This window comes from Cupriavidus sp. Agwp_2 (assembly GCF_040784895.1).
GTDB lineage: Bacteria > Pseudomonadota > Gammaproteobacteria > Burkholderiales > Burkholderiaceae > Cupriavidus.
The window spans coordinates 2,687,740-2,711,820 of sequence record NZ_CP088083.1; the positions used below are offsets into that span (position 1 = coordinate 2,687,740).

The 24,081-nt window shown below is 67.6% G+C and carries 19 protein-coding genes; 10 read left to right on the forward strand and 9 right to left on the reverse strand.

Going from position 1 to position 24,081, the window contains the following annotated elements:
* Positions 1-29: 29 nt before the first annotated feature.
* Positions 30-2,852, reverse strand: a complete 2,823-nt coding sequence (gene polA, locus LPA45_RS12625; RefSeq protein WP_317924145.1) for a DNA polymerase I — start codon at positions 2,850-2,852, stop codon at positions 30-32.
* Between the two features lie 4 nt (positions 2,853-2,856).
* Here polA and LPA45_RS12630 point away from each other — a divergent pair, with 4 nt between their 5' ends.
* The 4 genes from LPA45_RS12630 to LPA45_RS12645 all read left to right on the forward strand — a co-directional run bounded on the left by LPA45_RS12630 (position 2,857) and on the right by LPA45_RS12645 (position 6,391).
* On the forward strand, positions 2,857-3,804 hold the full coding sequence (locus tag LPA45_RS12630; protein WP_232353319.1) for a TIGR00730 family Rossman fold protein: 948 nt from the start codon (positions 2,857-2,859) through the stop codon (positions 3,802-3,804).
* Between the two features lie 234 nt (positions 3,805-4,038).
* Complete coding sequence (locus LPA45_RS12635; RefSeq protein ID WP_116320923.1) at positions 4,039-4,452, forward strand: hypothetical protein; 414 nt, start codon at positions 4,039-4,041, stop codon at positions 4,450-4,452.
* 143 nt (positions 4,453-4,595) lie between these two features.
* Positions 4,596-5,588, forward strand: coding sequence for a homoserine kinase (locus LPA45_RS12640; protein WP_116320857.1), 993 nt, complete (start codon positions 4,596-4,598; stop codon positions 5,586-5,588).
* Positions 5,589-5,593: 5 nt separating this feature from the next.
* Positions 5,594-6,391 (forward strand): BPSS1780 family membrane protein, encoded by a 798-nt coding sequence (locus tag LPA45_RS12645; RefSeq protein ID WP_116320856.1) that lies wholly within the window; start codon positions 5,594-5,596, stop codon positions 6,389-6,391.
* 51 nt (positions 6,392-6,442) lie between these two features.
* Here the strand turns inward: LPA45_RS12645 and LPA45_RS12650 are convergent, their stop codons facing one another.
* Positions 6,443-7,201: an IclR family transcriptional regulator gene (locus LPA45_RS12650; RefSeq protein WP_116320855.1), complete on the reverse strand. Its 759-nt coding sequence runs from the start codon at positions 7,199-7,201 to the stop codon at positions 6,443-6,445.
* A gap of 179 nt (positions 7,202-7,380) precedes the next feature.
* Between LPA45_RS12650 and LPA45_RS12655 the strand changes: the two genes are divergently transcribed.
* The 3 genes from LPA45_RS12655 to LPA45_RS12665 all read left to right on the forward strand — a co-directional run bounded on the left by LPA45_RS12655 (position 7,381) and on the right by LPA45_RS12665 (position 11,895).
* Positions 7,381-8,838, forward strand: a complete 1,458-nt coding sequence (locus LPA45_RS12655; protein ID WP_317924141.1) for an aldehyde dehydrogenase family protein — start codon at positions 7,381-7,383, stop codon at positions 8,836-8,838.
* Positions 8,835-10,364, forward strand: a complete 1,530-nt coding sequence (locus tag LPA45_RS12660) for an acyl--CoA ligase (protein WP_317924140.1) — start codon at positions 8,835-8,837, stop codon at positions 10,362-10,364. The genes LPA45_RS12655 and LPA45_RS12660 overlap by 4 nt, the downstream gene beginning before the upstream one ends.
* A 238-nt stretch (positions 10,365-10,602) precedes the next feature.
* The gene (locus LPA45_RS12665; RefSeq protein WP_116320852.1) at positions 10,603-11,895 is read left to right on the forward strand and encodes an MFS transporter; all 1,293 of its coding nucleotides are present in this window, start codon (positions 10,603-10,605) and stop codon (positions 11,893-11,895) included.
* A 35-nt stretch (positions 11,896-11,930) separates the two neighbouring features.
* Here LPA45_RS12665 and LPA45_RS12670 read toward each other — a convergent pair whose 3' ends face one another.
* The gene (locus LPA45_RS12670) at positions 11,931-14,279 is read right to left on the reverse strand and encodes a UvrD-helicase domain-containing protein (protein WP_317924138.1); all 2,349 of its coding nucleotides are present in this window, start codon (positions 14,277-14,279) and stop codon (positions 11,931-11,933) included.
* A gap of 264 nt (positions 14,280-14,543) precedes the next feature.
* Between LPA45_RS12670 and LPA45_RS12675 the strand changes: the two genes are divergently transcribed.
* Positions 14,544-17,411, forward strand: a complete 2,868-nt coding sequence (locus LPA45_RS12675; protein ID WP_317924136.1) for a valine--tRNA ligase — start codon at positions 14,544-14,546, stop codon at positions 17,409-17,411.
* 122 nt (positions 17,412-17,533) lie between these two features.
* Positions 17,534-18,424: a UTP--glucose-1-phosphate uridylyltransferase GalU gene (gene galU / locus LPA45_RS12680; RefSeq protein WP_116320849.1), complete on the forward strand. Its 891-nt coding sequence runs from the start codon at positions 17,534-17,536 to the stop codon at positions 18,422-18,424.
* Between the two features lie 62 nt (positions 18,425-18,486).
* On the opposite strand, the gene LPA45_RS12685 is transcribed toward galU, so the two are convergent.
* The 6 genes from LPA45_RS12685 to LPA45_RS12710 form a co-directional block, all read right to left on the reverse strand.
* Positions 18,487-18,714: a sulfurtransferase TusA family protein gene (locus LPA45_RS12685; protein WP_029045528.1), complete on the reverse strand. Its 228-nt coding sequence runs from the start codon at positions 18,712-18,714 to the stop codon at positions 18,487-18,489.
* A gap of 28 nt (positions 18,715-18,742) precedes the next feature.
* On the reverse strand, positions 18,743-19,327 hold the full coding sequence (locus LPA45_RS12690) for an NUDIX domain-containing protein (protein WP_116320848.1): 585 nt from the start codon (positions 19,325-19,327) through the stop codon (positions 18,743-18,745).
* A gap of 50 nt (positions 19,328-19,377) precedes the next feature.
* Positions 19,378-20,433 (reverse strand): low specificity L-threonine aldolase, encoded by a 1,056-nt coding sequence (locus LPA45_RS12695; RefSeq protein WP_317924132.1) that lies wholly within the window; start codon positions 20,431-20,433, stop codon positions 19,378-19,380.
* A 64-nt stretch (positions 20,434-20,497) separates the two neighbouring features.
* On the reverse strand, positions 20,498-20,686 hold the full coding sequence (locus LPA45_RS12700) for a 4-oxalocrotonate tautomerase (protein ID WP_029045525.1): 189 nt from the start codon (positions 20,684-20,686) through the stop codon (positions 20,498-20,500).
* A 54-nt stretch (positions 20,687-20,740) separates the two neighbouring features.
* Positions 20,741-21,517 (reverse strand): class II aldolase/adducin family protein, encoded by a 777-nt coding sequence (locus LPA45_RS12705; RefSeq protein ID WP_317924127.1) that lies wholly within the window; start codon positions 21,515-21,517, stop codon positions 20,741-20,743.
* A gap of 139 nt (positions 21,518-21,656) precedes the next feature.
* Positions 21,657-22,928 (reverse strand): YbfB/YjiJ family MFS transporter, encoded by a 1,272-nt coding sequence (locus LPA45_RS12710; RefSeq protein WP_317924125.1) that lies wholly within the window; start codon positions 22,926-22,928, stop codon positions 21,657-21,659.
* Between the two features lie 141 nt (positions 22,929-23,069).
* Here LPA45_RS12710 and LPA45_RS12715 point away from each other — a divergent pair, with 141 nt between their 5' ends.
* Positions 23,070-23,966 (forward strand): LysR substrate-binding domain-containing protein, encoded by an 897-nt coding sequence (locus tag LPA45_RS12715; RefSeq protein ID WP_116320844.1) that lies wholly within the window; start codon positions 23,070-23,072, stop codon positions 23,964-23,966.
* The last annotated feature ends 115 nt before the right edge of the window (positions 23,967-24,081 follow it).

Sequence of the window (24,081 nt, forward strand, 5' to 3'; positions counted from 1 at the left end):
CTTCAGCTCAACCTGTCAGCTCAACAACTTCAGTGCGCTTCTTCCCAGTTGGCGCCGCTGCCCACCTCGGCCACCAGCGGCACGCGCAACTGCGCGACCGTGCACATCAGTTCCGGCAGGCGCGCCTTCACCAGCTCCAGCTCATGCTCGGGCACTTCCAGCACCAGTTCATCGTGTACCTGCATGATCTGGCGCGTCTGCAGCCCGTCACCTTCCAGCCAGCCCTGCACCGCGATCATCGACAGCTTGATCAGGTCGGCGGCAGTGCCCTGCATCGGCGCGTTGATGGCCGCGCGCTCGGCGGCCTGGCGGCGCGGACCGCTGCCGCCATTGATGTCGGGCAGCCACAGCCGGCGGCCGAACACGGTCTCGACATAGCCCTGCTCGCGCGCGGTCTGCCGGGTTTCTTCCATGTAGTGCGCCACGCCCGGGTAGCGCATGAAGTAGCGGTCGATGTAGTGCTTGGCCGCCTCGCGTTCGATGCCCAGGTTGCTGGCCAGCCCGAATGCGCTCATGCCGTAGATCAGGCCGAAGTTGATGACCTTGGCGTAGCGGCGCTGCTCGCTGCTGACCGCTTCGCGCTCGACGCCGAAGATCTCGGCGGCGGTGGCGCGGTGGATGTCCTCGCCGTTGGCAAAGGCGCGCAGCAGGTTCTCGTCGCCCGAGATATGGGCCATGATGCGCAGCTCGATCTGCGAATAGTCCGCCGACACGATCACGCTGCCCGGCTCGGCGATAAAGGCTTCGCGGATGCGGCGGCCTTCCTCGGTGCGCACGGGGATGTTCTGCAGGTTGGGTTCGGTCGACGCCAGCCGGCCTGTCACCGCGGTGGCCTGCCCGTAGCTGGTGTGCACGCGGCTGGTGCGCGCATTGACCATCCTGGGCAGCTTGTCGGTGTAGGTGGACTTGAGCTTGGCCAGGCCGCGGTAGTCGAGCAGCAGCTTGGGCAGCGGGTAGTCCTCGGCCAGCTTCTGCAGCACCTCTTCGTCGGTCGACGGTGCGCCGCTGGCAGTCTTCTTCACCACCGGCAGCTTCATCTGGTTGAACAGGATCTCGCCGATCTGCTTGGGCGAGCCCAGGTTGAACGGCTGGCCCGCGGCCTCGTAGGCGGACTGCTCCAGCGCCAGCATGCGCTGGCCCAGCTCGGCGCTCTGCGCGGCCAGGCGCTCGGCGTCGATCAGCACGCCGTTGCGCTCGATCTTCTGCAGCACCACCGAGACCGGCATCTCGATCTCTTCGTACACCCGGCGCAGCCCCGCGGCGGCTTCCACCTGCGGGAACATCTTGCGGTGCAGGCGCAGCGTCACGTCGGAGTCTTCGGCGGCGTACTCGGTGGCGCGCGCCAGGTCGATCTGGTCAAAGCAGATCTGGCCAGCGCCTTTGCCGCACACCTCTTCGTAGGTGATGGTCTTCAGGCTGAGCAGCCGTTCGGCCAGGCTGTCCATGCCGTGGTTGCGGTGCGAGGCCAGCACGTAGCTCTGCAGCATGGTGTCGTGCGCCACGCCGCGCAGCGTCACGCCATGGTTGGCGAAGACATGGATGTCGTACTTCAGGTTCTGGCCGAGCTTGAGGCGGCCGGCGTCTTCGAGCCAGGCGCGCATGCGCTCCAGCACGGCTTCACGCGAGAGCTGTCCATGCTCGGGCAGGCCGGCCACGTCCGGGCCGCGGTGCGCCACGGGGATGTAGCAGGCTTCGCCCGGCGTCGCCGACAGGGAGATGCCGACCAGCTGCGCCTGCATCGGGTCGAGCGAATCGGTCTCGGTATCGATCGCCACCAGCGGTGCCGTCTCGATGCGCCGCATCCAGTCTTCCAGCATGCCTTGGGTGGTGACCGTCTCGTAGCGGATCTCGGTCGGCGCGCTCTCTTCCGTGGCCTGGACCACATTTCCAGCAGACGCAGCCGGCGCATCGAACAGGCCGCCCTGCGCCGGCGCCGCCGCCGCGCGGGCCTGCGCGCGCGCCTGGCTGCGTGAATCCGGCAGGCGTTCGCCGGTGGCTTCGCGCAGCCAGGTCTTGAAGCCGTAGCGCTGGAAGAAATCGACCAGCTTGTCCTTGTCTTCGCCGATCTCGCGCAGCGCATGGAAGTCCGCCACCGCCTTGCTCAGGTCGCAGTCGGTCTTGACCGTGACCAGCTGGCGCGCCATCGGCAGCCAGTCGAGCGTATTGCGCAGGTTTTCGCCAACCACGCCCTTCATGCCCGGCGCGGCGGCCATCACGCCGTCGAGCGAGCCATGCTCGGCCAGCCATTTGACCGCGGTCTTGGGGCCCACCTTGGGCACGCCGGGGACGTTGTCGACCGCATCGCCGATCAGCGACAGGTAGTCGATGATGCGCTCGGGCGGCACGCCGAACTTGGCCGCCACACCCGGGGGATCGAGCACTTCACCGCTCATGGTGTTGACCAGCGTGACCTGCTCGTTGACCAGCTGCGCCAGGTCCTTGTCGCCGGTGGATACCACCGTACGCACTCCCTGCTCGGTGGCCTGGCGCGACAGCGTGCCGATCACGTCGTCGGCCTCGACGCCGTCCACCACCACGATCGGCCACCCCAGTGCGCGCACGGCTTCGTGGATCGGCTCGATCTGGCGGGCCAGGTCTTCCGGCATGGACGGGCGGTGTTCCTTGTAGGCCGGATACATGTCGTCGCGGAAGGTCTTGCCCTTTGCGTCGAACACGCAGGCGCTATACTCTGCCGGGTAATCGTTGCGCAGCTTGCGCAGCATGTTGATCATGCCGTAGATTGCCCCTGTGGGCAGACCCTCTCCATTCCTCAGGTCCGGCAGAGCGTGATAAGCGCGATACAAATAGCTCGATCCGTCGACGAGCAAGAGTGTTTTTGGACTATCCGACATTCCCATGGACTCAAAATTGACTGGTGCCGCTGCGGGCGGTGCCTCGACCGCCCCCCTTGCTGATCCGGATGTTTCCGATATCTCCGGCGATACCGTGCAACCCCCGCCGGAAGCAGCATCCGAACACGCCGCGGCCGTAGCCGCCGCAGCCGATGCCGCCGCCGCAGGCCATCCTCCCGAAGTGGCGGCCGAAAAAGCCGCCGCGGCGGCCGCTCGCGCCAATCCGCGCAAGATGATCCCCAGCCTGCGTGCGCTGGCCGACGAAGACCGCGCTACCGCAAAGAAGGCGCGCGCATCGTGGCAAATGTTCACGATTATGGCAGAGTTCATCGAGGCGACCGAGTACCTCTCGGAGATCCGCCCGGCCGTGTCGATCTACGGCAGCGCGCGCCTGCGCGAGGATTCGCCCTACTACCAGCGCACCATCGAGATCGCGCGGCTGTTCTCCGATGCCGGCTTTGCCGTCATCTCGGGCGGCGGCCCCGGCATCATGGAAGCGGCCAACAAGGGCGCGCACGCCGGCAAGTCGGCCAGCGTGGGCCTGAACATCGAACTGCCGCACGAGCAGCAGGGCAATCCGTACCAGGACATTGCCATGCGCTTCCGCCACTTCTTCACGCGCAAGGTCACCTTCGTCAAGAACTCGGACGCGTTCATCGTGATGCCGGGCGGCTTCGGCACGCTCGACGAGCTGGCCGAGGTGCTGACGCTGGTGCAGACCGGCAAGTCGCGTTCGGTGCCGGTGGTCATGTTCGGCAGCCGCTTCTGGAAGGGCCTGCTCGACTGGTTCCGCTTCACGCTGCTGCCGATGGGCCTGATCGCCGAACACGACCTCGACCTGATGAAGATCGTCGACGAGCCGCATGAAGTGCTCGAAGCGGTCTACGACTACTACGAGCGCCGTGGCGGCGACAAGCCGATCCCGCCCAAGGAAGAGATGTTCTACCTGTAAGCGCGCCGCCGGGCCCGGGCCCGTCCGGCTTGCCGCCGCAAGCCACGTGTCCGGCACACCGGGCGTTGCGCGGGGTGCGCCGCGGGGCACGGCACGGCCTCCGGGCACGGCAGAATTGCTAGAATGGAACCTGTCCGTTCTGCCAAGCCCGGCGCCGCCGGGTTGCAGCCAACCGCCGCATGCCGCGGCGCCGCCCGCCGCCCCCCGCGCCGCGACGCCGCACAGGAGCCCCTGATGACCTCCCGTTCCACCCGGTCGTGCCGTTCTGCCCGGTCCGACGACCCCCTGCCCGCAGGCCTGCGCCTGGTGGCCGCAGCTGTCGCCACGTTGGCGCTGGCGGCCCCCGTGCTGGCCCAGGGCAACCAGGAAAGCAGCGCACTGACGCAGCAGGAACTGAACCAGATCAACAACCAGCCGATCGCGCCGGCAGCCAAGACGCAGCTGAACCAGCCGCGCCAGCCGAGCTTCCAGCTCAACGAGCGCGACGGCACGCAGGTGCGCGAGTACCGTGACAAGGGCCGGGCCACCGATATCCAGGTCAAGTCGGGTTTCGGCACCAAGTACGAGATGAGCAAGCCGGAAGACAGCTCGCCCCGGATCCGCGAGCACGATGTCAACCGCGTGCCCTCGGTCAACCTGAAGTTCTGACCACGCAAGCGCCCGGCCGCAGCGGCGGCGGGACGCTGACCCACGGCCTGGCAAACACCGGGCCGCGCCGGCCCTCCGGCAGTCATGCCGCGGCGGCGGCCCTTGTTTTGCCGCCGCTTTCCGATTCGCTTCACACAACGAGTATGGCCGTATTCACCACGGTCTCGCAGGACGAGATCGCCAGCTGGCTGCTTGATTTCGACCTTGGCGAAGTGCGCGAACTGCGCGGCATCGCCTCGGGCATCGAAAACAGCAATTTCTTCCTTACCATGGAGCAGGATGGCCAGACACGCCAGTACGTGCTGACCATCTTCGAGCGGCTGTCGTTCACGCAGCTGCCCTATTATCTGCACCTGATGGCGCACCTGGCCGAGCGCGGCATTCGCGTGCCGGCGCCGATCCCGGCGCGCGACGGCGAGATCCTGCGCCCGCTCAAGGGCAAGCCCGCCACCATCGTCACGCGCCTGCCCGGCGCCTCGCAGCTGGCACCGGACGCGCAGCACTGCGCCGAAGTCGGCGACATGCTGGCGCGCATGCACCTGGCCGGCCAGGACTACCCGCGCCGCCAGCCCAACCTGCGCAGCCTGCCGTGGTGGCAGCAGACCGAGCCCGAGGTCCTGCCCTTCCTCGATGCCGGCCAGCGCGCGCTGCTGCAACAGGAAATCGCCCATCAGGCCGCGTTCTTCGCCAGCGCCGACTACGCGAGCCTGGGCGAAGGCCCGTGCCACTGCGACCTGTTCCGCGACAACGTGCTGTTCGAAGAAGACGGCAGCGGGCGCCACCGTCTCGGCGGTTTCTTCGATTTCTACTTTGCCGGCAACGACAAGTGGCTGTTCGACCTGGCGGTCACCGTCAACGACTGGTGCATCGACCTGGCCAGCGGCGAACTCGACCACGCGCGGGCGCAGGCGATGCTGCGGGCTTATCATGCGGTCAGGCCGCTGACCGACACCGAGGCCGCGCACTGGCAGGACATGCTGCGCGCGGGCGCGCTGCGCTTCTGGGTGTCGCGGCTGTGGGACTTCTACCTGCCGCGCGAGGCCGACATGCTGCAGCCGCACGATCCCACTCATTTCGAACGCATCCTGCGCCGGCGCCTGGACGCCAGTCCCGCGCGGCCGCTCCCCTGGATCTGATCCGTATGCAACTACTGGAAGTCTCTGCCAAGGAAGGCTACGTCTGGTTCCGCCAGGGCATCTGGCTGTTCCGCAAGAACCCGCTGACCTTCCTGATGCTGCTGTTCGTCTACCTGATCGCCGCGCAGCTGGCCATCGTGGTGCCGCTGATCGGCATCATCGCGCTGCTGGTGGTCACGCCGGGGCTTTCGGTCGGCGTGATGACCGCATGCCGCGACGTGATCCAGAACAAGCGCGTGCTGCCCACCGTGCTGCTGGCGGGCTTTCGCGCCAACGGCAAGGAAGCCACGCGCAACCTGCTGGTGCTGGGCGGCATCTACGCCGGGCTGGTGTTCATGCTGGGGCTGATCGCCGGCGCCGTGGTCGACATGAGCGCGCTGGTGCCGATCGTGCTGAAGGAAGAAGCGCCGTCGGCCGAAGCGGTGCGGCAGCTTTACTACGCGATGCTGATCGGCGCGATGCTGTACACGCCGATCGCGATGATGTTCTGGTTCGCGCCGCTGCTGGCGGCCTGGCACGGCGTGCCGCCGGTCAAGGCGCTGTTCTTCAGCTGGACCGCGTGCTGGCGCAATCGCGGGGCGTTCTTTACCTATATCGTGCTGTTCGCGATGCTGCTGGTCGCGATCCCGTTCCTCCTGGAAGCGGTGTTCAGCGCGTTCGGGGCGGAGACGGTGCTGTCGTTCCTGGTGACGCCGTATTCGCTGCTGATGCTGGCGATCCTGTATTGCTCGTTCTATGCGACGTACCGCGGTTGCTTCAACGTGACGCCGCCGGGCGTGGAGCCGGCTGCGCCGGCGGTTTAAACCACCTGCCCCCTGCCCCTCTCCCGCAAGCGGGAGAGGGGAGCAAACCCACTACTCCCCGAACGTCTTCACCATCGCGTCCGCCGCCATGCGCAGGTCGGGCACGAATCCCATCAGCCGGTCCATCGTCATCCGCGCCATCGGCGCCTGCACCGCGATCGCCGCGCACGCGCGGCTGCGGTTGCGCATCACCGGCACCGCTACCGCAATCATCCCTTCAAGGTTTTCCTGGTTGTTGACGCCCAGGCGCCGCCGCCGCGTCTCCGACAGCTCCGCGTGCAACGCCGCGGCATCGGTGATGGTATGCGCGGAATGCGCGCGCAGCGGCAGGTTGGCCACCAGGCGCTCGCGCTGCGCGCTGGGCAGGAAGGCCAGCAGCAGCTTGCCACTGGCGGTGCAGTGCAGCGGCACGCGCGAGCCCGGCTGCAGGTGCATGCGCAGCGGCCATTGCGTTTCCACCCGATCCAGATAAACGACGTCGTCGCCCGACAGCATGGTCAGGTTGCAGGTCTCGCCGACCTTGTCGACCAGTTGCTGCAGGATCGCGTGGCGCGCCGCCGCCGGCCCCGCCTGCATCAGCACATTGACCGCAAGCTGGCGCACGCGTGACGAACATTCATAGCCGGGGCTGCCCGCCGTGCGCGACACCAGCCAGGTGCTTTCCAGCTGCTTGAGGATGCGGTGCACGGTCTGCTTGGGCAGCCCGATCTCCTCAACGATAGCGCACAGCGGCATGGGCCCGTCGGCGGCGGACAGGATCTCCAGGATGCGGAAAGCGCGCACTGCGGCGGCGTTCGAGTGATTGCTCATGGATGCAATTTAGCGGATTCCGGGACGCCCTGGCGTCCCGAAAACTGCATTACCGGGTGCAGCCCGCAGCCGTGCTCGCGAAAGCGCACAAATTGGGACGGCATGCCAGTTTGGGTTCACTAGATTCGATCCGGGGCCCGCCGCGGCGGACCTACCTGACCCAACCCCGGAGCCGATCCATGAGTGTGCAATCACTGCAGCGCCAGCAGTCCCATTCCACCGATGTGCCCGTACAGGAATATCCGGCAGACCAGGCGGTCGATGCGATCGTGGCGCGTGCCCGGCAGGCGCAACGCGCATTCGCGCGTGCCGGCCAGGCCACCGTCGACACCGCCGCGGCGGCTGCCGCGTGGGCCATCATGGAGCCCGCGCGCAACCGCCAGCTTGCCGAGCGGGCCGTGGCCGACACGGGCCTCGGCAACGTCGACGACAAGATCCGCAAGAACCATCGCAAGACGCTGGGGCTGCTGCGCGACCTGCACGGGCGCAAGACCATCGGCGTGATCGCGCGTGACGCCGCTACCGGCATCACCGAGATCGCGCGGCCGGTCGGAGTGGTCGCCGCCATCACGCCATCGACCAACCCCGGGGCGACGCCGGCCAACAAGATCATCAACGCGCTCAAGTGCGGCAACAGCGTGGTGGTGGCGCCGTCGCCCAAGGGACAGGGCACGTGCGAGCTGCTGCTGTCGTTCATCCACGCCGAGTTCGCGCGCGCCGGCCTGCCTGCGGACCTGGTGCAGATGCTGCCCGCGCCAGTGTCGAAAGCCTCGACCGCCGAGCTGATGCGGCAGGCCGACCTGGTAGTGGCCACCGGCTCGCAGGCGAACGTGCGCATGGCCTACACCTGCGGCACGCCGGCGTTCGGCGTCGGGGCCGGCAATGTGGCCGCCATCGTCGATAGCAGCGCGGCGCTGGGCGATGCGGCGGCAAAGATCGTCCGCTCCAAGACCTTCGACAACGCCACCAGCTGTTCGTCGGAAAACAGTCTGGTGATCCTCGACGCGGTCTACCAGCCCATGCTGGAAGCACTCACCGCCGTCGGCGGCGTGCTGCTGACCGCCGAGGAAAAGGCGCGGCTGCAGGCGCTGATGTGGCGGCACGGCAAGCTCGCCGGCGACATGACCGGCCAGAGCGCCCGGCGCATTGCCGAACTGGCCGGCCTGCCGCGCGTGCGCGCGCTGCAGCCGGCCATGCTGCTGGTGCCGGAGACCGGCGTCGGCAGCGACTATCCCTTCTCCGGCGAGAAGCTTTCGCCGGTGCTGACGCTCTACCGCGCCGCCGATTTCAACGCCGCCGTGGCGCGCGTGGCGAGCCTCTACGACTACATGGGCGCGGGCCACTCGGTCGGGCTGCATACGGCCGATCCGCAGCAGGCGCTGCAACTCGGGCAGGAACTGCCGGTGGCGCGCGTGATCGTGAACCAGGCGCACTGCTTCGCCACCGGCGGCAATTTCGACAACGGCCTGCCGTTCTCGCTGTCGATGGGCTGCGGCACCTGGGGCGGCAACAACTTCTCCGACAACCTCGGCTGGCGGCAATACCTCAACATCACCCGCATTGCCGAACCGATCGCCGAACGCGTGCCCGACGAGCGCGAGCTGCTGGGCGACTATTTCGCGAGGGTCGGCCAATGAACGCGCGCATCCGACCCGAAGTGCTCGACACGCTGGCGACGCTGCTGGCCGCCCGTGCCGCGCAAGTTCCCGACAAGCCCTACCTGCTGTCTCCCGACAGCGGCCGCGCGCTCAGCTTCGGCGCCCTGGCCGCCGACGCGGATGCGCTCGGCCGCCGCTATGCCGAGGCCGGCCTCGCCAGCGGCCAGACGGTGTCGGTGTACCTGCCCAACGGCGAACAGACCGCGCGGCTGCTGCTGGGCACCATGGCGTGCGGGCTGGTGGCCAATCCGATCAACCTGCTGTGCCAGCCCGCACAGCTGCGCTACATCCTCGGGCACTCGGACACGCGGCTCGTCTTCACCTCGCCCGAAGGCGAAGCCGCGATCCGCATGGCGCTGGCCGAAGCCGGCGTGGCGGTGCCAGTGGTGGTCACCGCGCCGGACGGCAGCGCGTTGCCAACGCTGCCGCTGCTGCAGCCCGGCGCCGCTCCCCTTGCGCCGCCGCAGCCGCACCATCCGGCGCTGCTGATGTACACGTCCGGGACCACCGGCACGCCCAAGGGCGTGCTGCTGACCCACCGCAACCTCGCCGCCAACGGCGCCAGCGTCAGCCGCGAGCATGCGCTCGGCGCGGGGGATCGCGTGCTGGCCACACTGCCGCTGTACCACATCAACGGGCTGGTGGTGACCGCAATCGCGCCGCTGGTGCACGGCGGTTCGGTGGTGATGCCGATGCGCTTCTCGGCCAGCGCGTTCTGGCATGACATTGCCCGCCATGGCTGCACCTGGCTCAACGTGGTGCCGACCATCATCGCCTACCTGCTCAACGATGCCGATGGGCGGGCACCGGCCGGCGTGCGCTTCTGCCGCTCCGCATCCTCCGCGCTGCCGCCCGAGCACCACCGCGCCTTCGAGCAACGCTTCGGCATCGGCGTGATCGAGACCATGGGCATGACCGAAACCGCGGCGCCGGCCTTCAGCAATCCGCTCGATCCTGGGCAGCGGCGCATTGGCAGCATCGGCCATCCCTCAGGCACGCATGCGCGCGTGCTGGGGCGCGACGGGCAACCGCTGCCCGACGGCGAGATCGGCGAGATCGTGCTGCAAGGCGAGAGCGTGATGGCGGGCTACTACAAGGCACCCGAGGTCACGCGCGAGGCCTTCACGCCCGACGGCTGGCTGCGCACCGGCGACCTCGGCTACCGCGATGCGGAGGGCTACTTCTACATCACCGGCCGCGCCAAGGAACTGATCATCAAGGGCGGCGAGAACATCGCGCCGCGCGAGATCGACGAAGCGCTGCTGCGCCATCCGGGCGTGCTGGAAGCGGCGGCGGTGGGCGTGCCCGACCCGGCCTACGGGCAGGAGATCGTCGCCTTCATCGTCAGGCGCGAGGCCGTGGCCTGCGACGACGCGGCGCTGCGCGCGCACTGCCTGCGCGAGCTGGGCCGCTACAAGACGCCCAGGGAATTCCGCTTTATCGCGGAATTGCCGCGCGGGCCCTCCGGCAAGGTGCAGCGGCTGAAGCTGCTGGACCCTGCCTGACCTGAGGCCCCGTCCCTTCCTCCCAACCCTCGCCAAGGAGCCCGCTCACCCGCCACACGACATCCGGAGACACGCTCAGAGACACACAGGGACACGCAGCTGATTGCTCAAGGATGGGGCAGCGCAGCCAAGACTTGCCACTGGCGCGCTCCGGCGAGCCGCAAGCGCATGGCAATGACCATGCGCCGGCCGCCGCCCCGTTAACACCACGCGCGCACGCCGCGCATAGGAGGTGGTTATGAAGCAACGCATCAAGACCCGGCACATGATCCTCGGCGTCATGTGCCTGATGTATTTCATCGCCTATATCGACCGCGTCAACATCTCGGTCGCCGCCCCGCTGATCCGTGAAGAGATGGGGCTGACGTCATCGCAACTCGGGCTGGTGTTCTCGGCCTTTGCCTATCCCTATGCCGCCATGCAGATCCTTGGCGGCTGGATGTCCGACAAGTTCGGGCCCAAGAAAGTGTTGATCGTGCTGTCGCTGATCTGGGGCGTGGCCACGGTGCTGACCGGCTTTGCCGGCAGCGTGATGATGCTGGTGGTGCTGCGCTTCGTGCTGGGCATCGGCGAAGGCGGCGCGTTCCCGACTGCCACGCGCGCCTTCACCTACTGGATGCCGGTGGCCGAACGCGGCTTCGCGCAGGGCATTACGCACAGCTTCGCGCGGCTGGGCGGCGCGATCACGCCGCCGATCGTGCTGGCCATCGTCGCGGCTGCGGGATGGCGCGAGGCCTTTGTCGTGCTGGGTGTGGTGAGCCTGGGCTGGACCGTGCTGTACGCGATGATGTTCAAGGACTCGCCCGACAAGCACAAGCGCGTCACCCCCGAAGAGCTGCAGGAAATCGGCTACCGGCGCGGCGACTCGCAGCAGGCGGCCAAGGCGCCCACGCCGTGGCGGCGGCTGTTCCGGCGCATGTGGCTGGTGACCTTCGTCGACTTCTGCTACGGCTGGTCGCTGTGGGTCTACCTGACGTGGCTGCCGTCGTACCTGAAGGAAGCGCGCGGTTTCGACCTGAAGCAGCTGGCGCTGTTCACCGCGCTGCCGTTGATGGCAGGCGTGGTCGGCGATACGCTCGGCGGCGTGCTGTCGGACCGCATCTACCGGCGCACCGGCAACCTGCGGCTGGCACGCGGCGCGATCCTGTTCGTCGGGCTGGCCGGCTCGCTGATGTTCATCGCGCCGATGACCTTCACCGCCGATGCCGTCAACGCGGTGATCCTGCTGTCGCTGTCGTTCTTCTTCCTGGAGCTGACCAACGCCGTGCTGTGGAGCCTGCCGCTGGACATTGCCGGCAAGTACGCCGGCACCGCGGGCGGCATGATGAACACCGGCTTCGGCCTCGCCGGCATGGTGTCGCCGGTGGTGTTCGGCTACCTGATCGAGCGGACCGGCAGCTATGACCTGCCGTTCATGATCTCGGGGGCGTTGCTGGGCGTCGGTGCGGTGGCGTCGCTGTTCATCAACCCGTTGCTGACCGTGGACAGTCCCGAGCCCAAGGCCGGCGAAGTACGGCACGCCCTGTCCTGAGCCTGCCAGCGGCGCCGGCTCCCGGCCGGCGCCGCTCAGTCGATCGCGTCGAGCTTCGCCACCGACAGCGCCAGCCACTTGGCGCCGTGGCGCTTGAACTTGATATTGGCGCGGGCATCGTTGCCTTCGCCCTCCAGCGCGGTGATCACGCCTTCGCCAAACTTGTTGTGGAACACCGACTGGCCTACGCGGAAGCCGGTGCCCGCCTCGCGCTTGGCGTCGGCATAACCATTGCCCTTGTCCATGCCGCCGGTCGGGCGCGTGCCCGTGTAGGGCACATCCTCCGGCTTGCGGAACCAGTCGCGGCCCCAGGCGTTGTCGCGTTCCTGGCGGCGTACGCCACCGTAGTTCTGCACCGCGGGCGTCAGCCACTTGAGCGCTTCCTCGGGGAGTTCCTCGAAGAAGCGCGAGCGCACGTGGTACTTGGTCTGGCCGTGCAGCACGCGGCTCTGGGCGAACGACATGAACAGGCGCTTGCGCGCGCGCGTGATCGCCACGTACATCAGGCGGCGTTCTTCTTCCAGCCCGTCGGGATCCATCATGCTGTTCTCGTGCGGGAACAGCCCTTCTTCCAGCCCGGTGATAAAGACCACGTCGAACTCCAGCCCCTTGGCCGCGTGCACCGTCATCATCTGCACCGCGTCCTGGCCGGCCTGGGCCTGGTTGTCGCCGGCCTCCAGCGAGGCATGCGTCAGGAACGCGACCAGCGGCGTCATCACCACCGGCAGCGCCTCGGGGTCCAGCACCTGCAGGGACTGGTCGCCATCGGCCAGCACCGGCGTGGCCGGGGTACGATCCGCGGGGATCACCGCGGCGAGCGCGTCCAGCCCGTAGCCTTCTTCCACCACGAAGGCCTGCGCGGCGGTCACCAGTTCCTGCAAGTTCTCGATGCGGTCCTGGCCTTCCTTCTCGCCCTGGTAGTGGGTGATCAGGCCGCTGGTGTTGATCATGTACTCGACGGTCTCGGCCAGCGTCATGCGGCGGGTATCGTCGCGCATCTTGTCGACCAGGCGCGCGAAGGCGGCGAGCTTGCTGCCGGCCGCGCCGGGCACGTAGGCCACCGCCTCGGACAGCGCGCAGTTGTACTGGCGCGCCATGTCCTGCAGCACCTCCAGCGAACGCGCGCCGATGCCGCGCGCCGGGAAGTTGACCACGCGGCCGAAGGCGGCATCGTTGCGCGGGTTCTCCAGCAATTGCATGTACGCCAGCGCGTGCTTGATTTCGGCGCGCTCGAAGAAGCGCAGGCCGCCATAAACGCGGTACGGGATGCCACCGGAGAACAGCGCGTGTTCGATCACGCGCGACTGCGCGTTGCTGCGGTACAGGATGGCGATCTCGGCGCGGCTGGCGCCCTGCGCGATCTGGTCGCGGATCTCCTCGATGATCCAGCCCGCTTCCTGGCCGTCGGAGCCGGCCTGGTACACGCGCACCGGCTCGCCGTGTCCGGCATCGGTGCGCAGGTTCTTGCCGAGGCGGCGCGCGTTGTGCGAAATCAGGTGGTTGGCCGAATCCAGGATATGCCCGTGCGAGCGGTAGTTCTGCTCCAGCTTGATCAGCCGGCGCACGCGGAACTCATGCTCGAAGTCGCGCATATTGCCGACGTTGGCGCCGCGGAAGGCGTAGATGCTCTGGTCGTCGTCGCCCACGGCAAAGACCGCGGCCGGGTTCTGCGTGCCGTGGCCGGCCAGCAGCTTGAGCCACTGGTACTGCAGCACGTTGGTGTCCTGGAACTCGTCGACCAGCACATGGCGGAATCGGTGCTGGTAGTGCTGGCGGATGGCGTCGTTGTAGCGCAGCAACTCGTAGCAGCGCAGCAGCAGCTCGGCGAAGTCGACCACGCCCTCGCGCTGGCACTGCATGTCGTAGGCGGCGTAGAGGTCGACGAAGCGCTTGTTGAAGTCGTCGTTGGCCTCCACGTCGGCCGGACGCAGGCCCTGTTCCTTGGCGTTGTTGATGAAGTACTGCAGGTTCTTGGCAGGGTACTTCTCGTCGTCGACGTTAAGCGACTTGAGCAGCCGCTTGAGCGCCGAAAGCTGGTCCTGGCTGTCCAGGATGGCAAAGGTCTGCGGCAGGCCGGCGTCGCGGAAATGCGCGCGCAGCATGCGGTTGCACAGGCCGTGGAAGGTGCCGATCCACATGCCGCGGGTGTTGATCGGCAGCATCGACTGCAGCCGCGTCTGCATTTCCTTCGAGGCCTTGTTGGTGAAGGTCACCGCCAGGATGCCCGCCGGCGAGACCCGGCCGTTCTGCAGCAGCCAGGCAATGCGCGTGGTCAGCACGCGGGTCTTGCCGCTGCCCGCGCCCGCCAGGATCAGCGCCGGCTCGTCAGGCAGGGTGACGGCGGCAAGTTGTTCGGCATTGAGGTTGGCGAGCAGGTCGGACATCGGAGGGGCCTTGTGGAATGGCGGCAATTATACCGGTCGACCCTTTCCGATCCGTCACATTGAAGGGGCGAAAACTGCCCCGCATGCGGCCTTGCGCCGGCCCCGTCCAGCCTTTCCGGGCCGGGGCTGCTGTCCGCAAAATAGGCACCGACCGGCCCGCCCCCGTATAATTTGGGGTTTCACTGGCGCAACGCCGCCAGGCGCAGGCTGCCGCACCCCGCTGAGCCCTGCGACGCATCCAGACGCCAACCTCGACATCCCAGCATGACCGCCCAAGACCAATCGCTTGCCAAGAGCTTCGAACCCGCCGCCATCGAGGCGAAATGGGGCCCCGAGTGGGAGAGCCGCGGCATCGCCAAGCCGACCTTCGACCCCGCCCGCCCGGACTTCGCGATCCAGCTGCCGCCGCCGAATGTGACCGGCACGCTGCACATGGGCCATGCGTTCAACCAGACCATCATGGACGGCCTGGCGCGCCATGCGCGCATGCTGGGCGCCAATACGCTGTGGGTGCCGGGCACCGACCACGCCGGCATCGCCACCCAGATCGTGGTGGAGCGCCAGCTGGAGGGCCAGGGCGTGTCGCGCCATGACCTCGGCCGCGAGAAGTTCACCGAGAAGGTGTGGGCCTGGAAGGAAGAATCGGGCTCGACCATCACCCGCCAGGTGCGGCGCATGGGTGCGTCGATCGACTGGAGCCGCGAGTACTTCACCATGTCGCCGGAGATGTCGAAGGCGGTGACCGAAGTGTTCGTGCGCCTGTACGAGCAGGGCCTGATCTACCGCGGCAAGCGCCTGGTCAACTGGGACCCGGTGCTGGGCACCGCCGTGTCGGACCTGGAAGTCGACAGCGTCGAGGAAGAAGGCTCGCTGTGGCATATCCGCTATCCGCTGGTCGAGGCTGACGCCAAGGGCGGCCTGACCCACCTGACCGTAGCCACCACGCGTCCGGAAACCATGCTGGGCGACGTGGCCGTGATGGTCCACCCGGGAGACGAGCGCTATGCGCACCTGATCGGCAAGTCGGTGCACCTGCCGCTGACCGGCCGCCAGATCCCGGTGATCGCCGACGAATACGTCGACCGCGAGTTCGGCACCGGCGTGGTCAAGGTGACCCCGGGCCACGACTTCAACGACTACGCCGTCGGCCAGCGCCACAGCCTGCCGCAGCTGTCGATCCTGACGCTGGACGCAAAGATCGTCGCCGACGCGCCGGCCGCCTACGCCGGCCTGGACCGCTTCGACGCGCGCAAGGCCGTCGTGGACGACCTGGAAAAGCAAGGCCTGCTGGCCGAGGTCAAGAAGCACAAGCTGATGACCCCGCGCAGCGAGCGCACCGGCAGCGCGATCGAGCCGATGCTGACCGACCAGTGGTTCGTCGCCATGAGCAAGCCGGCGCCGGAAGGCACGTACTACCCGGGCCGCTCGATCGCCGAGGTGGCACTGGAAGCCGTGCAGAGCGGCGAAATCAAGCTGGTGCCGGAAAACTGGATCAGCACCTATAACCAGTGGCTGGGCAATATCCAGGACTGGTGTATTTCGCGCCAGCTGTGGTGGGGCCACCAGATTCCGGCGTGGTATGACGATGCCGGCAACTGCTTCGTTGGCCGCACCGAAGAGGAAGCGCTCGCCAAGGCCAGGGCCGCCGGCAGCACCGGCGCCCTGCGCCGCGAGGAAGACGTGCTCGACACCTGGTTCTCGTCGGCGCTGGTGCCCTTCTCCTCGCTGGGCTGGCCCGAGGAAACGCCTGAGCTGAAGCACTTCCTGCCGTCGTCGGTGCTGGTCACCGGCTACGACATCATCTTCTTCTGGGTGGCGCGCATGGTCATGATGACCAAGCACTTCACCGGCAAGGTGCCCTTCCATACCGTCTACGTGCACGGCCTGGTGCGCGATTCGGAAGGCAAGAAGATGAGCAAGTCCGAGGGCAACACGCTCGACCCGGTGGACCTGATCGACGGCATCGACCTCGACACGCTGCTGAAGAAGCGCACCACCGGCCTGCGCCGCCCCAAGGACGCGCCCAAGATCGAGAAGAAGACCAAGAAGGAATTCCCGGAAGGCATTCCCGCCTTCGGCGCCGATGCGCTGCGCTTCACCTTCGCCTCGCTGGCGACGCTGGGCCGCAACATCAACTTCGACACCGGCCGCTGCGAGGGCTACCGCAACTTCTGCAACAAGCTGTGGAATGCGACCCGCTTCGTGCTGATGAACACCGAGGGCCATGACTGTGGCATGGGCCCGTGCAACAACGACTGCGGCCCGGACGGCTACCTGCACTTCTCGCAGGCCGACCGCTGGATCGTGTCGCTGCTGCAGCGCGTGGAGGCCGACGTCGAAAAGGGCTTTGCCGAGTACCGCTTCGACAATGTCGCCAACGCGATCTACAAGTTCGTCTGGGACGAGTATTGCGACTGGTACCTGGAACTGGCCAAGGTGCAGATCCAGACCGGCACCGAGGCCCAGCAGCGCGCCACCCGCCGCACGCTGCTGCGCGTGCTGGAGACCGTGCTGCGCCTGGCGCACCCGATCATCCCGTTCATCACCGAAGAGCTGTGGCAGAAGGTGGCCCCGCTGGCCGGGCGTGCCAGGGGCGACGGTAGCGAGACCCTCGCGCTGCAGCCCTACCCGCTGCCGGCCGTGGCCAAGATCGATGAAGACGCCGAGCAGTGGGTCGCGCGACTGAAGGAAGTGATCGATGCCTGCCGCAACCTGCGTGGCGAGATGAACATCTCGCCGGCGCAGCGCATTCCGCTCTATGCCGAAGGCGACAGCGAATTCCTGAAGGCGGCCAGCGCACATATCCAGGCACTGGCGAAACTTTCCGAGGTGCGCGTCTTCGAAGACGAGAGCGCCCTGCAAGCTGAAGGCGCCGGTGCCCCGGTGGCCATCGCCGGCGGCAACCACCTGCTGCTGAAGATCGAGATCGACGTCGCCGCCGAGCGCGTGCGCCTGTCCAAGGAGATCGAACGCATCGGTGGAGAGATCGGCAAGTGCCGCGGCAAGCTCTCCAATGAGAGCTTTGTCGCCAAGGCGCCGCCCGCGGTGGTGGCGCAGGAGACACAGCGCCTCGCCGATTTCGAGCAAACTCTGGCCAAGCTGCAGGGCCAGTTGCAACGGTTGCCGGCCTGACCGGCAACCGATGACGCCCCTGCCAGTCTGGTTCCCGTCCGGCCTCGTCGGACGGAACCGGACAGACGGCGCCGGCAATGGCTGGCAGGGTTATGAACCAGAATCTGAGAGGTACACCTGATATGGAAAATCGCGTCACCAAGGCCGTCTTCCCGGTCGCGGGCCTGGGCACCCGCTTCCTGCCAGCCACCAAGGCCAGCCCGAAGGAAATGCTGCCGGTGGTGGACAAGCCGCTGATCCAGTACGCCGTGGAAGAAGCCATGGCCGCCGGCATTACCGAGATGATCTTCGTCACCGGCCGCTCCAAGCGCGCCATCGAGGACCATTTCGACAAGGCCTTCGAGCTGGAAGTCGAGCTGGAAGCCAAGAACAAGCAGGCCCTGCTGGACGTGGTGCGCTCGATCAAGCCCGCCAACGTGGAGTGCTACTACGTGCGCCAGCCCGAGGCACTGGGCCTGGGCCACGCGGTGCTGTGCGCCGCCAAGCTGGTCGGCGACACCCCGTTCGCGATCATGCTGGCCGATGACCTGATCGACGGCAGCCCGCCGGTGATGAAGCAGATGGTGGATACCTACAACCACTACAACTGCTCGGTGCTGGGCGTCGAGGAAATCTCGCCGGAACAGAGCCGCTCCTACGGCGTGGTCGATGGCCGCGAGTGGGAACCGGGCGTGATCAAGGTGTCGAACATCGTTGAGAAGCCGGCGCCGGAAGACGCCCCGTCCAACCTGGGCGTGGTCGGCCGCTACATCCTGACGCCGCGCATCTTCGACCACCTGCGCGAGCTGAAGCCCGGCGCGGGCGGCGAGTTCCAGCTGACCGACGCGATCCAGTCGCTGCTCAATCAGGAACAGGTGCTGGCGTACCGCTACCAGGGCCGCCGCTATGACTGCGGCAGCAAGCTGGGCTACCTGAAGGCGACCGTCGAGTTTGCGCTGAAGCACCCGGAGGTGGGCGCGGAGTTCAGCGCGTACCTGGAGTCGCGCGAACACCTGACGCGGCCGAACAGCTGAGCGCTCGCCTCGCCCTAAAGAAAAAGCCGCTTTCGAGCGGCTTTTTCTTTGTTTTTCTTCGATCAGCGGCGCCGCATATAGAACACGAACACCTTGTCGACTTCCGAATGCGACAGCAGCTCGTTGCCGGTCTGCTTGGCAAAGGCCTGGAAATCGCGCGTCGCGCCGGGATCGGTCGCCAGCACTTTCAGCACTTCGCCGCTGGCCATGTCGGCCAGCGCCTTCTTGGTGCGCAGGATCGGCAGCGGGCAGTTCAGGCCGCGCGCATCCACTTCTTTCTGGAACTCCATTCGTCTCTTCCTTCGGTTTCTGGGACTGTTACCAGCGGTATTGTAGCGAAGCCCCGACCTGGCTGAAGTCATGCGGGCGGCGCGGGTCGGGGATGTCCTCGCCGGTCTGCCGGTCGAAGAAGCGCACCGGGTAGCCGCGCGCGGCCAGCCAGTCGGCAACGGCGAAGCCGGTGCCTGCCGACCACACGCGCACGTCCTCGGGCGCCACCAGCTTGTATTCGGCCAGTTCCTCGGACAGTTCGACGGTGCCGGTCGCCTTCACGTGGTAGGCGATGATCAGCTCGTTCTTGCGCATGAACTCGTAGACGCCGATCAGCGAGACCGACTCGGTATCGAGGTTGGTCTCCTCCTTCAGCTCGCGCGCGACGCCCAGTTCGGGCGGCTCGTCGCGCTCCAGGAACCCCGTCACCAGCGCAAACATCTTCTCCGGCCAGGCAGCATTGCGCGCCAGCAGCAGCTTGTTCTCATACTCGACAACCGCGGCCAGCACCGGCAGCGGGTTGTTCCAGTGCACGAAGCCGCATTCATGCTGCACGCAGGCGTGGCGTTCGCGCCCGGACAGCGGCAGCACCTCGAGCGGCGCGCCGCACTGCGGGCAGAATCGGTATTGCATTTGGGGGCTCCTGTAGGTGTCTCGTTATCAGTATGACCGCCTTGCCGCGTTCAGGCACCCGTTCGGGCACCTGTTCCGGCACCACACGCCGCGCGCATGTCGGCGGCCAGCGCCTCCACCGTCTGCGGCTGCAGGTCCCACGAACACATGAAGCGGCAGCCGCCGGCGCCGATGAAGGTATAGAAGCGCCAGCCTTTGGCGCGCAGCGCCTCGATCGCCGGCAGCGGCAGCTCGGCAAAGACGGCGTTGGACTGCGTCGGGAACATGATGCGCACGCCGGGGATGTCGGCAATACGCTGCTGCAGCAGCTTCGCCATCGCGTTGGCATGGCGCGCGTTGGCCAGCCAGACATCGTTTTCAAGCAGGCCCAGCCACGGTGCCGAGATAAACCGCATCTTCGACGCGAGCTGCCCGGCCTGCTTGACGCGGTAGGCAAAATCCTCGGCCAGGCGGCGGTCGAAGAACACCACCGCCTCGCCCACCGGCAAGCCGTTCTTGGTGCCGCCGAAGCACAGCACGTCGACGCCGGCACGCCAGGTGATCTCGGACGGATGCACGCCCAGCGACGCCACCGCGTTGGCAAAGCGCGCGCCGTCCATATGCACGCGCAGCTGCCGGCGCTTGGCGATGGCGGCGATCGCGCGCACCTCTTCCACGCTGTACACCGTGCCGACCTCGGTCGCCTGCGTCAGCGACACCACCTTGGGCTTGGGGTAATGGATATCGGAGCGGCGCGTGACCAGCGCCTCGATCGCATCGGGCGTGAGCTTGCCGTTCTCGCCCGGCGCGGTCAGCAGCTTGGAGCCGTTGGAGAAGAACTCCGGGCCGCCGCACTCGTCGGTCTCGATATGCGCCAGCTCGTGGCAGATCACAGAGTGGTACGACTGGCACAGCGCCGACAGCGCGAGCGAGTTGGCCGCCGTGCCGTTGAACACGAAGAACACTTCGCAATCGGTCTGGAACAGATCGCGGATGCGGTCGCACACCTTCTGCGTCCAGCTGTCGTCGCCATAGGCCTGCTCGTGGCCGCTGGCGTTGGCTTCCAGGAAATACTTGAGCGATTCCGGGCAGAAGCCGGCGTAGTTGTCAGAGGCGAAGTGCTGCATGGTGTTCAGTCAGGACGGCGAGCGAGGACGGCCAGGGAGGACTCGGCGGATTACTCTCGGCGGACTACTTCTTGTCGGCCCAGAGTTCGCCGCCGGTGGCCCAGTTCTCGCGCTTGACGTCGGTGATGATGATGTCGACGGCCGAGGCCGAGCAGCCCAGCGTCTCGCAGGTAACGCGCGTCACTTCCTCGACGAACTTGCGCTTCTGATCGATGGTACGGCCTTCAAACATTTCGACGTGGAAAGTCGGCATGCAATGCTCCTTGTGATGATTGGTGTTCTGGAAAGTCGCCAGGGAACGTGGAAATCAGTCCCGGTAGGAAGGATCGATTCTATCGAGTTTGCGCAGCAGCGCGGGCCACTCCATCACGCCCTCGACCGCGCCGTTGTCGAACAGTTGCCCGGATGTCCTGTGCGCGACCGCCTGATCCGGCTGCACCAGCGCGCCGCCCGCCTGCGCGGCGATCTGGATCTCGCAGGCCTTGATCAGCGTCGCCATCAGCACGTAGGCCTCGGCCACGGTGCGGCCGGCCGTCAGCGTGCCGTGGTTGCGCAACAGCATGGCCGGGTGCTCGCCCAACGACGTGGTCAGACGCCCGCCTTCGGCCGGGCTGAAGGCCAGACCCTCGTAGTCGTGATACGCGATGCGGCCGTAAAAGCGCATCGCGTGCTGCGACAGCGGCAGCAGGCCGGCGGCCTGCGCCGACACGGCGATACCGGCGGTGTTATGCAGGTGCATCACGCACATCGCGTCGGGGCGGGCCGCGTGCACGGCGGCATGCAGCGCGAAGCCGGTGACGTTGACCGGGTGGACCGTCTCCCCGACGACCTCGCCGCGGCCGTTGATCTTGACCAGGTCGCCGGCGCGGATCTCGTCGAAGGCAAAGCCGAACGGGTTGATCAGGAAGTGGTCGGGCTCACCGGGCACGGTGGCCGAGATATGGGTGTAGATCAGGTCATCCCAGCCCTCGCGCGCGGCCAGCCGGTAGGCCGCGGCAAGGTCGACGCGCACACGCTGCTCTTCGGCGGAGGCAGGCTGCGGGGAGGCGCCCGCGGCACGCGCGGGCTGCAAGGCAAAAGACATGGGGCTCGCTCCTGCGCCGCCCGGTCTCGCGTGCCGGGGTCGGCCCCGGCCTTCTGTGCTGCGCCACCGGCCGCGGCGCACGCGCGGCAGCCGCGATGCGTGGCGCGTCAGGCGGCAAAGGCGATATCGTAGCGCACCTTCACGATCCGCTCCGTGCGGGCGCCAGCGGCCAGGCGCGGCGCATCCAGGCGAACACCAGCGCGCCCACCAGCAGCGACGCCGCCGCGCACGACAGCGAGCTGGCGAAGCCGCCCGTGCGCGCCACCATCGCGGTCGCCAGCGGCGGCCCGGCGATCTGGCCGAGGCCGTACGACGCGGTCATCAGCCCCATCAGCCGCGGCGCGTGCGGACCCCACAGGCGCCGGGCCTCGCGCATGGCGAACGCCACCAGCGCGGTGAACGGCAGGCCGGTCAGCAGGCTGCTCAGCGCAAACCCCGCCACCGTCGGCCACAGCACCGCAATCCCCACGCCCAGCGCCTGCATGCCGTACGCATACGCCAGCAGCTTGCGGCTGTCGTGCGCCATGCTCACCCGCGTCGCCAGCAAGGCGCCCACCGCTACGCCGGCGCCGAAGATCGGCCAGAACAGGTCGGCCCAGACCGTGCCCGGCAGCGCCTCGCGCGCGATCACCGGCAGGAAGGTGGCGGTGATGATGTAGCCAAAACCGGCCAGGCCGTAGGCCAGAGTCAGGGCCCAGGTCTGGGCGTCAAGCCGCGCGCCGGCGCCGGCCGGCTGCGCGGCGTCAGGCGCCTGGCTGGCGTCCGCGGCCATCGGCCTGGCCGCGAAGATGCGCCACACCAGCGCCACCAGCACCGCGGCCAGCACGGTGAAGGCCAGCCAGCCATGGTCGGCATGCCAGCCCGCGCCGACCATGCCGGAGGCACCCAGGCCCGTGGCGACGATGCCCAGCCCCGGCCCGCAGAAGATCAGCCCGCCCAGTTCCGGCTTGCCCAGTTCGGCGAGCCGCTGCAGGCACCAGCCGGCGGTATAGACCAGCACCACGGCGCTGGCCACGCCGGCGGCGAAGCGCCACAGCGACCACGCCGGCATGCCGCCCGGCAGCGCCATTCCCAGCGTCAGCAGCACCGTCGCCACCAGGCCCCAGCGCACCATGCGCACGGCGTCCGGGCGGATAAACATGCACAGCGCGGCGCCAAGGAAATAGCCGATGTAGTTGACCGTCGCCAGCCACCCTCCCTGATGCAGGTCGACGATGCCGTCGTGCAGCATCATCGGCAGCAAGGGGGTAAAGGCGAAGCGGCCGATCCCCATCACCACCGCCAGCGACACCAGTCCGGCCAGCGCCACCGCCACCGGTCCGGCCTGGCGCAGGTCGGGCCGCGTGGCGGGCTGCGGACTGGCGGCGCCGGCGGCCGCCTGGTCGGGATCGAGGCTGTGGAGCTTGGACATTGGCTCTGGCTGTGTGGGGCAGCGGTTGCATTGCAGTCTCTGTATGCTACGCTGGGCAAACCATCCCGAAAAATGAATTATCAAGATGCAACGCATCCTGAGTTGAGATGGATCCTGGATTCACGTTCCGGAGCTGGTGCCATGGACCTTGCAGCACTTGAAATCTTCCGTGCCGTCGTCGAAGCCGGCGGCATCACCCGCGCGGCCGAGCGGCTGCACCGGGTGCAATCCAACGTCACCACGCGCATCCGCCAGCTGGAGCAGTCGCTCGGTGTCGAGCTGTTCGTGCGCGATGGCCGGCGCATGGTGCTGACGCCGGCGGGACAGACGCTGTTCGACTACGCCTGCCGCATCCTGCAGCTGACCGAGGAAGCGCGCCAGGCCGTGCTGCCGGCACGTCCCAGTGGCCGCCTGCGCATCGCCTCGATGGAAAGCACCGCCGCCAGCAGGTTACCCAATGTGCTGGCGGCGTATCACCAGGCGTGGCCCGAGGTGCAGCTGGAACTGGTAACGCTGGCGACGCGGCAGGCGCTCGATGCGCTGGCGCGCTTCGAGGTCGATTGCGCCTTTGTCGCCGAGCCGCTTGCCGAGCCGGGACTGGCGGCCATTCCCGCCTTCGAGGAAGAACTGGTGGTGATCGCGCGTGCGGGCCATCGCCCGATCCACTCCTCCGCCGACCTCGAAGTGCCGACGCTGCTGGCGTTCGAGCCCGGCTGCAACTACCGCGCGCGGGTCGAGGCCTGGTATGCCGGCGGCGACTCGGCGCCGCCGCCGCGCGTGCTGGAACTGGGCTCCTACCATGCCATCGTCGCCTGCGCGGCGGCCGGGATCGGCGCCGCGATCGTGCCGCGTTCGGTGCTGGGCCTGTACCGGGACCTGCCCGCCATCAGCCAGCACAGCCTGGGGCTTGCGGGCCGCGTGCGCACCATGCTGGCCTGGCATCCGGCCATGGCCGGCGCCGCGCTGCATGCCCTGGTCGATATGCTGCGGGCGCACGCGCCCGGGCCGCAGGGCGAGGCCGAACTCGTCGCCGCCTGAACGACGGCCGGCGGCGACCGGCTGTCGCAGCATGCATCCGCCATGCATTGCCGGCATGCAAGATGTGGCCGGTGGCCTACACTGAAAGTGGCGCCACCCCGGCACCTTGCGTGCC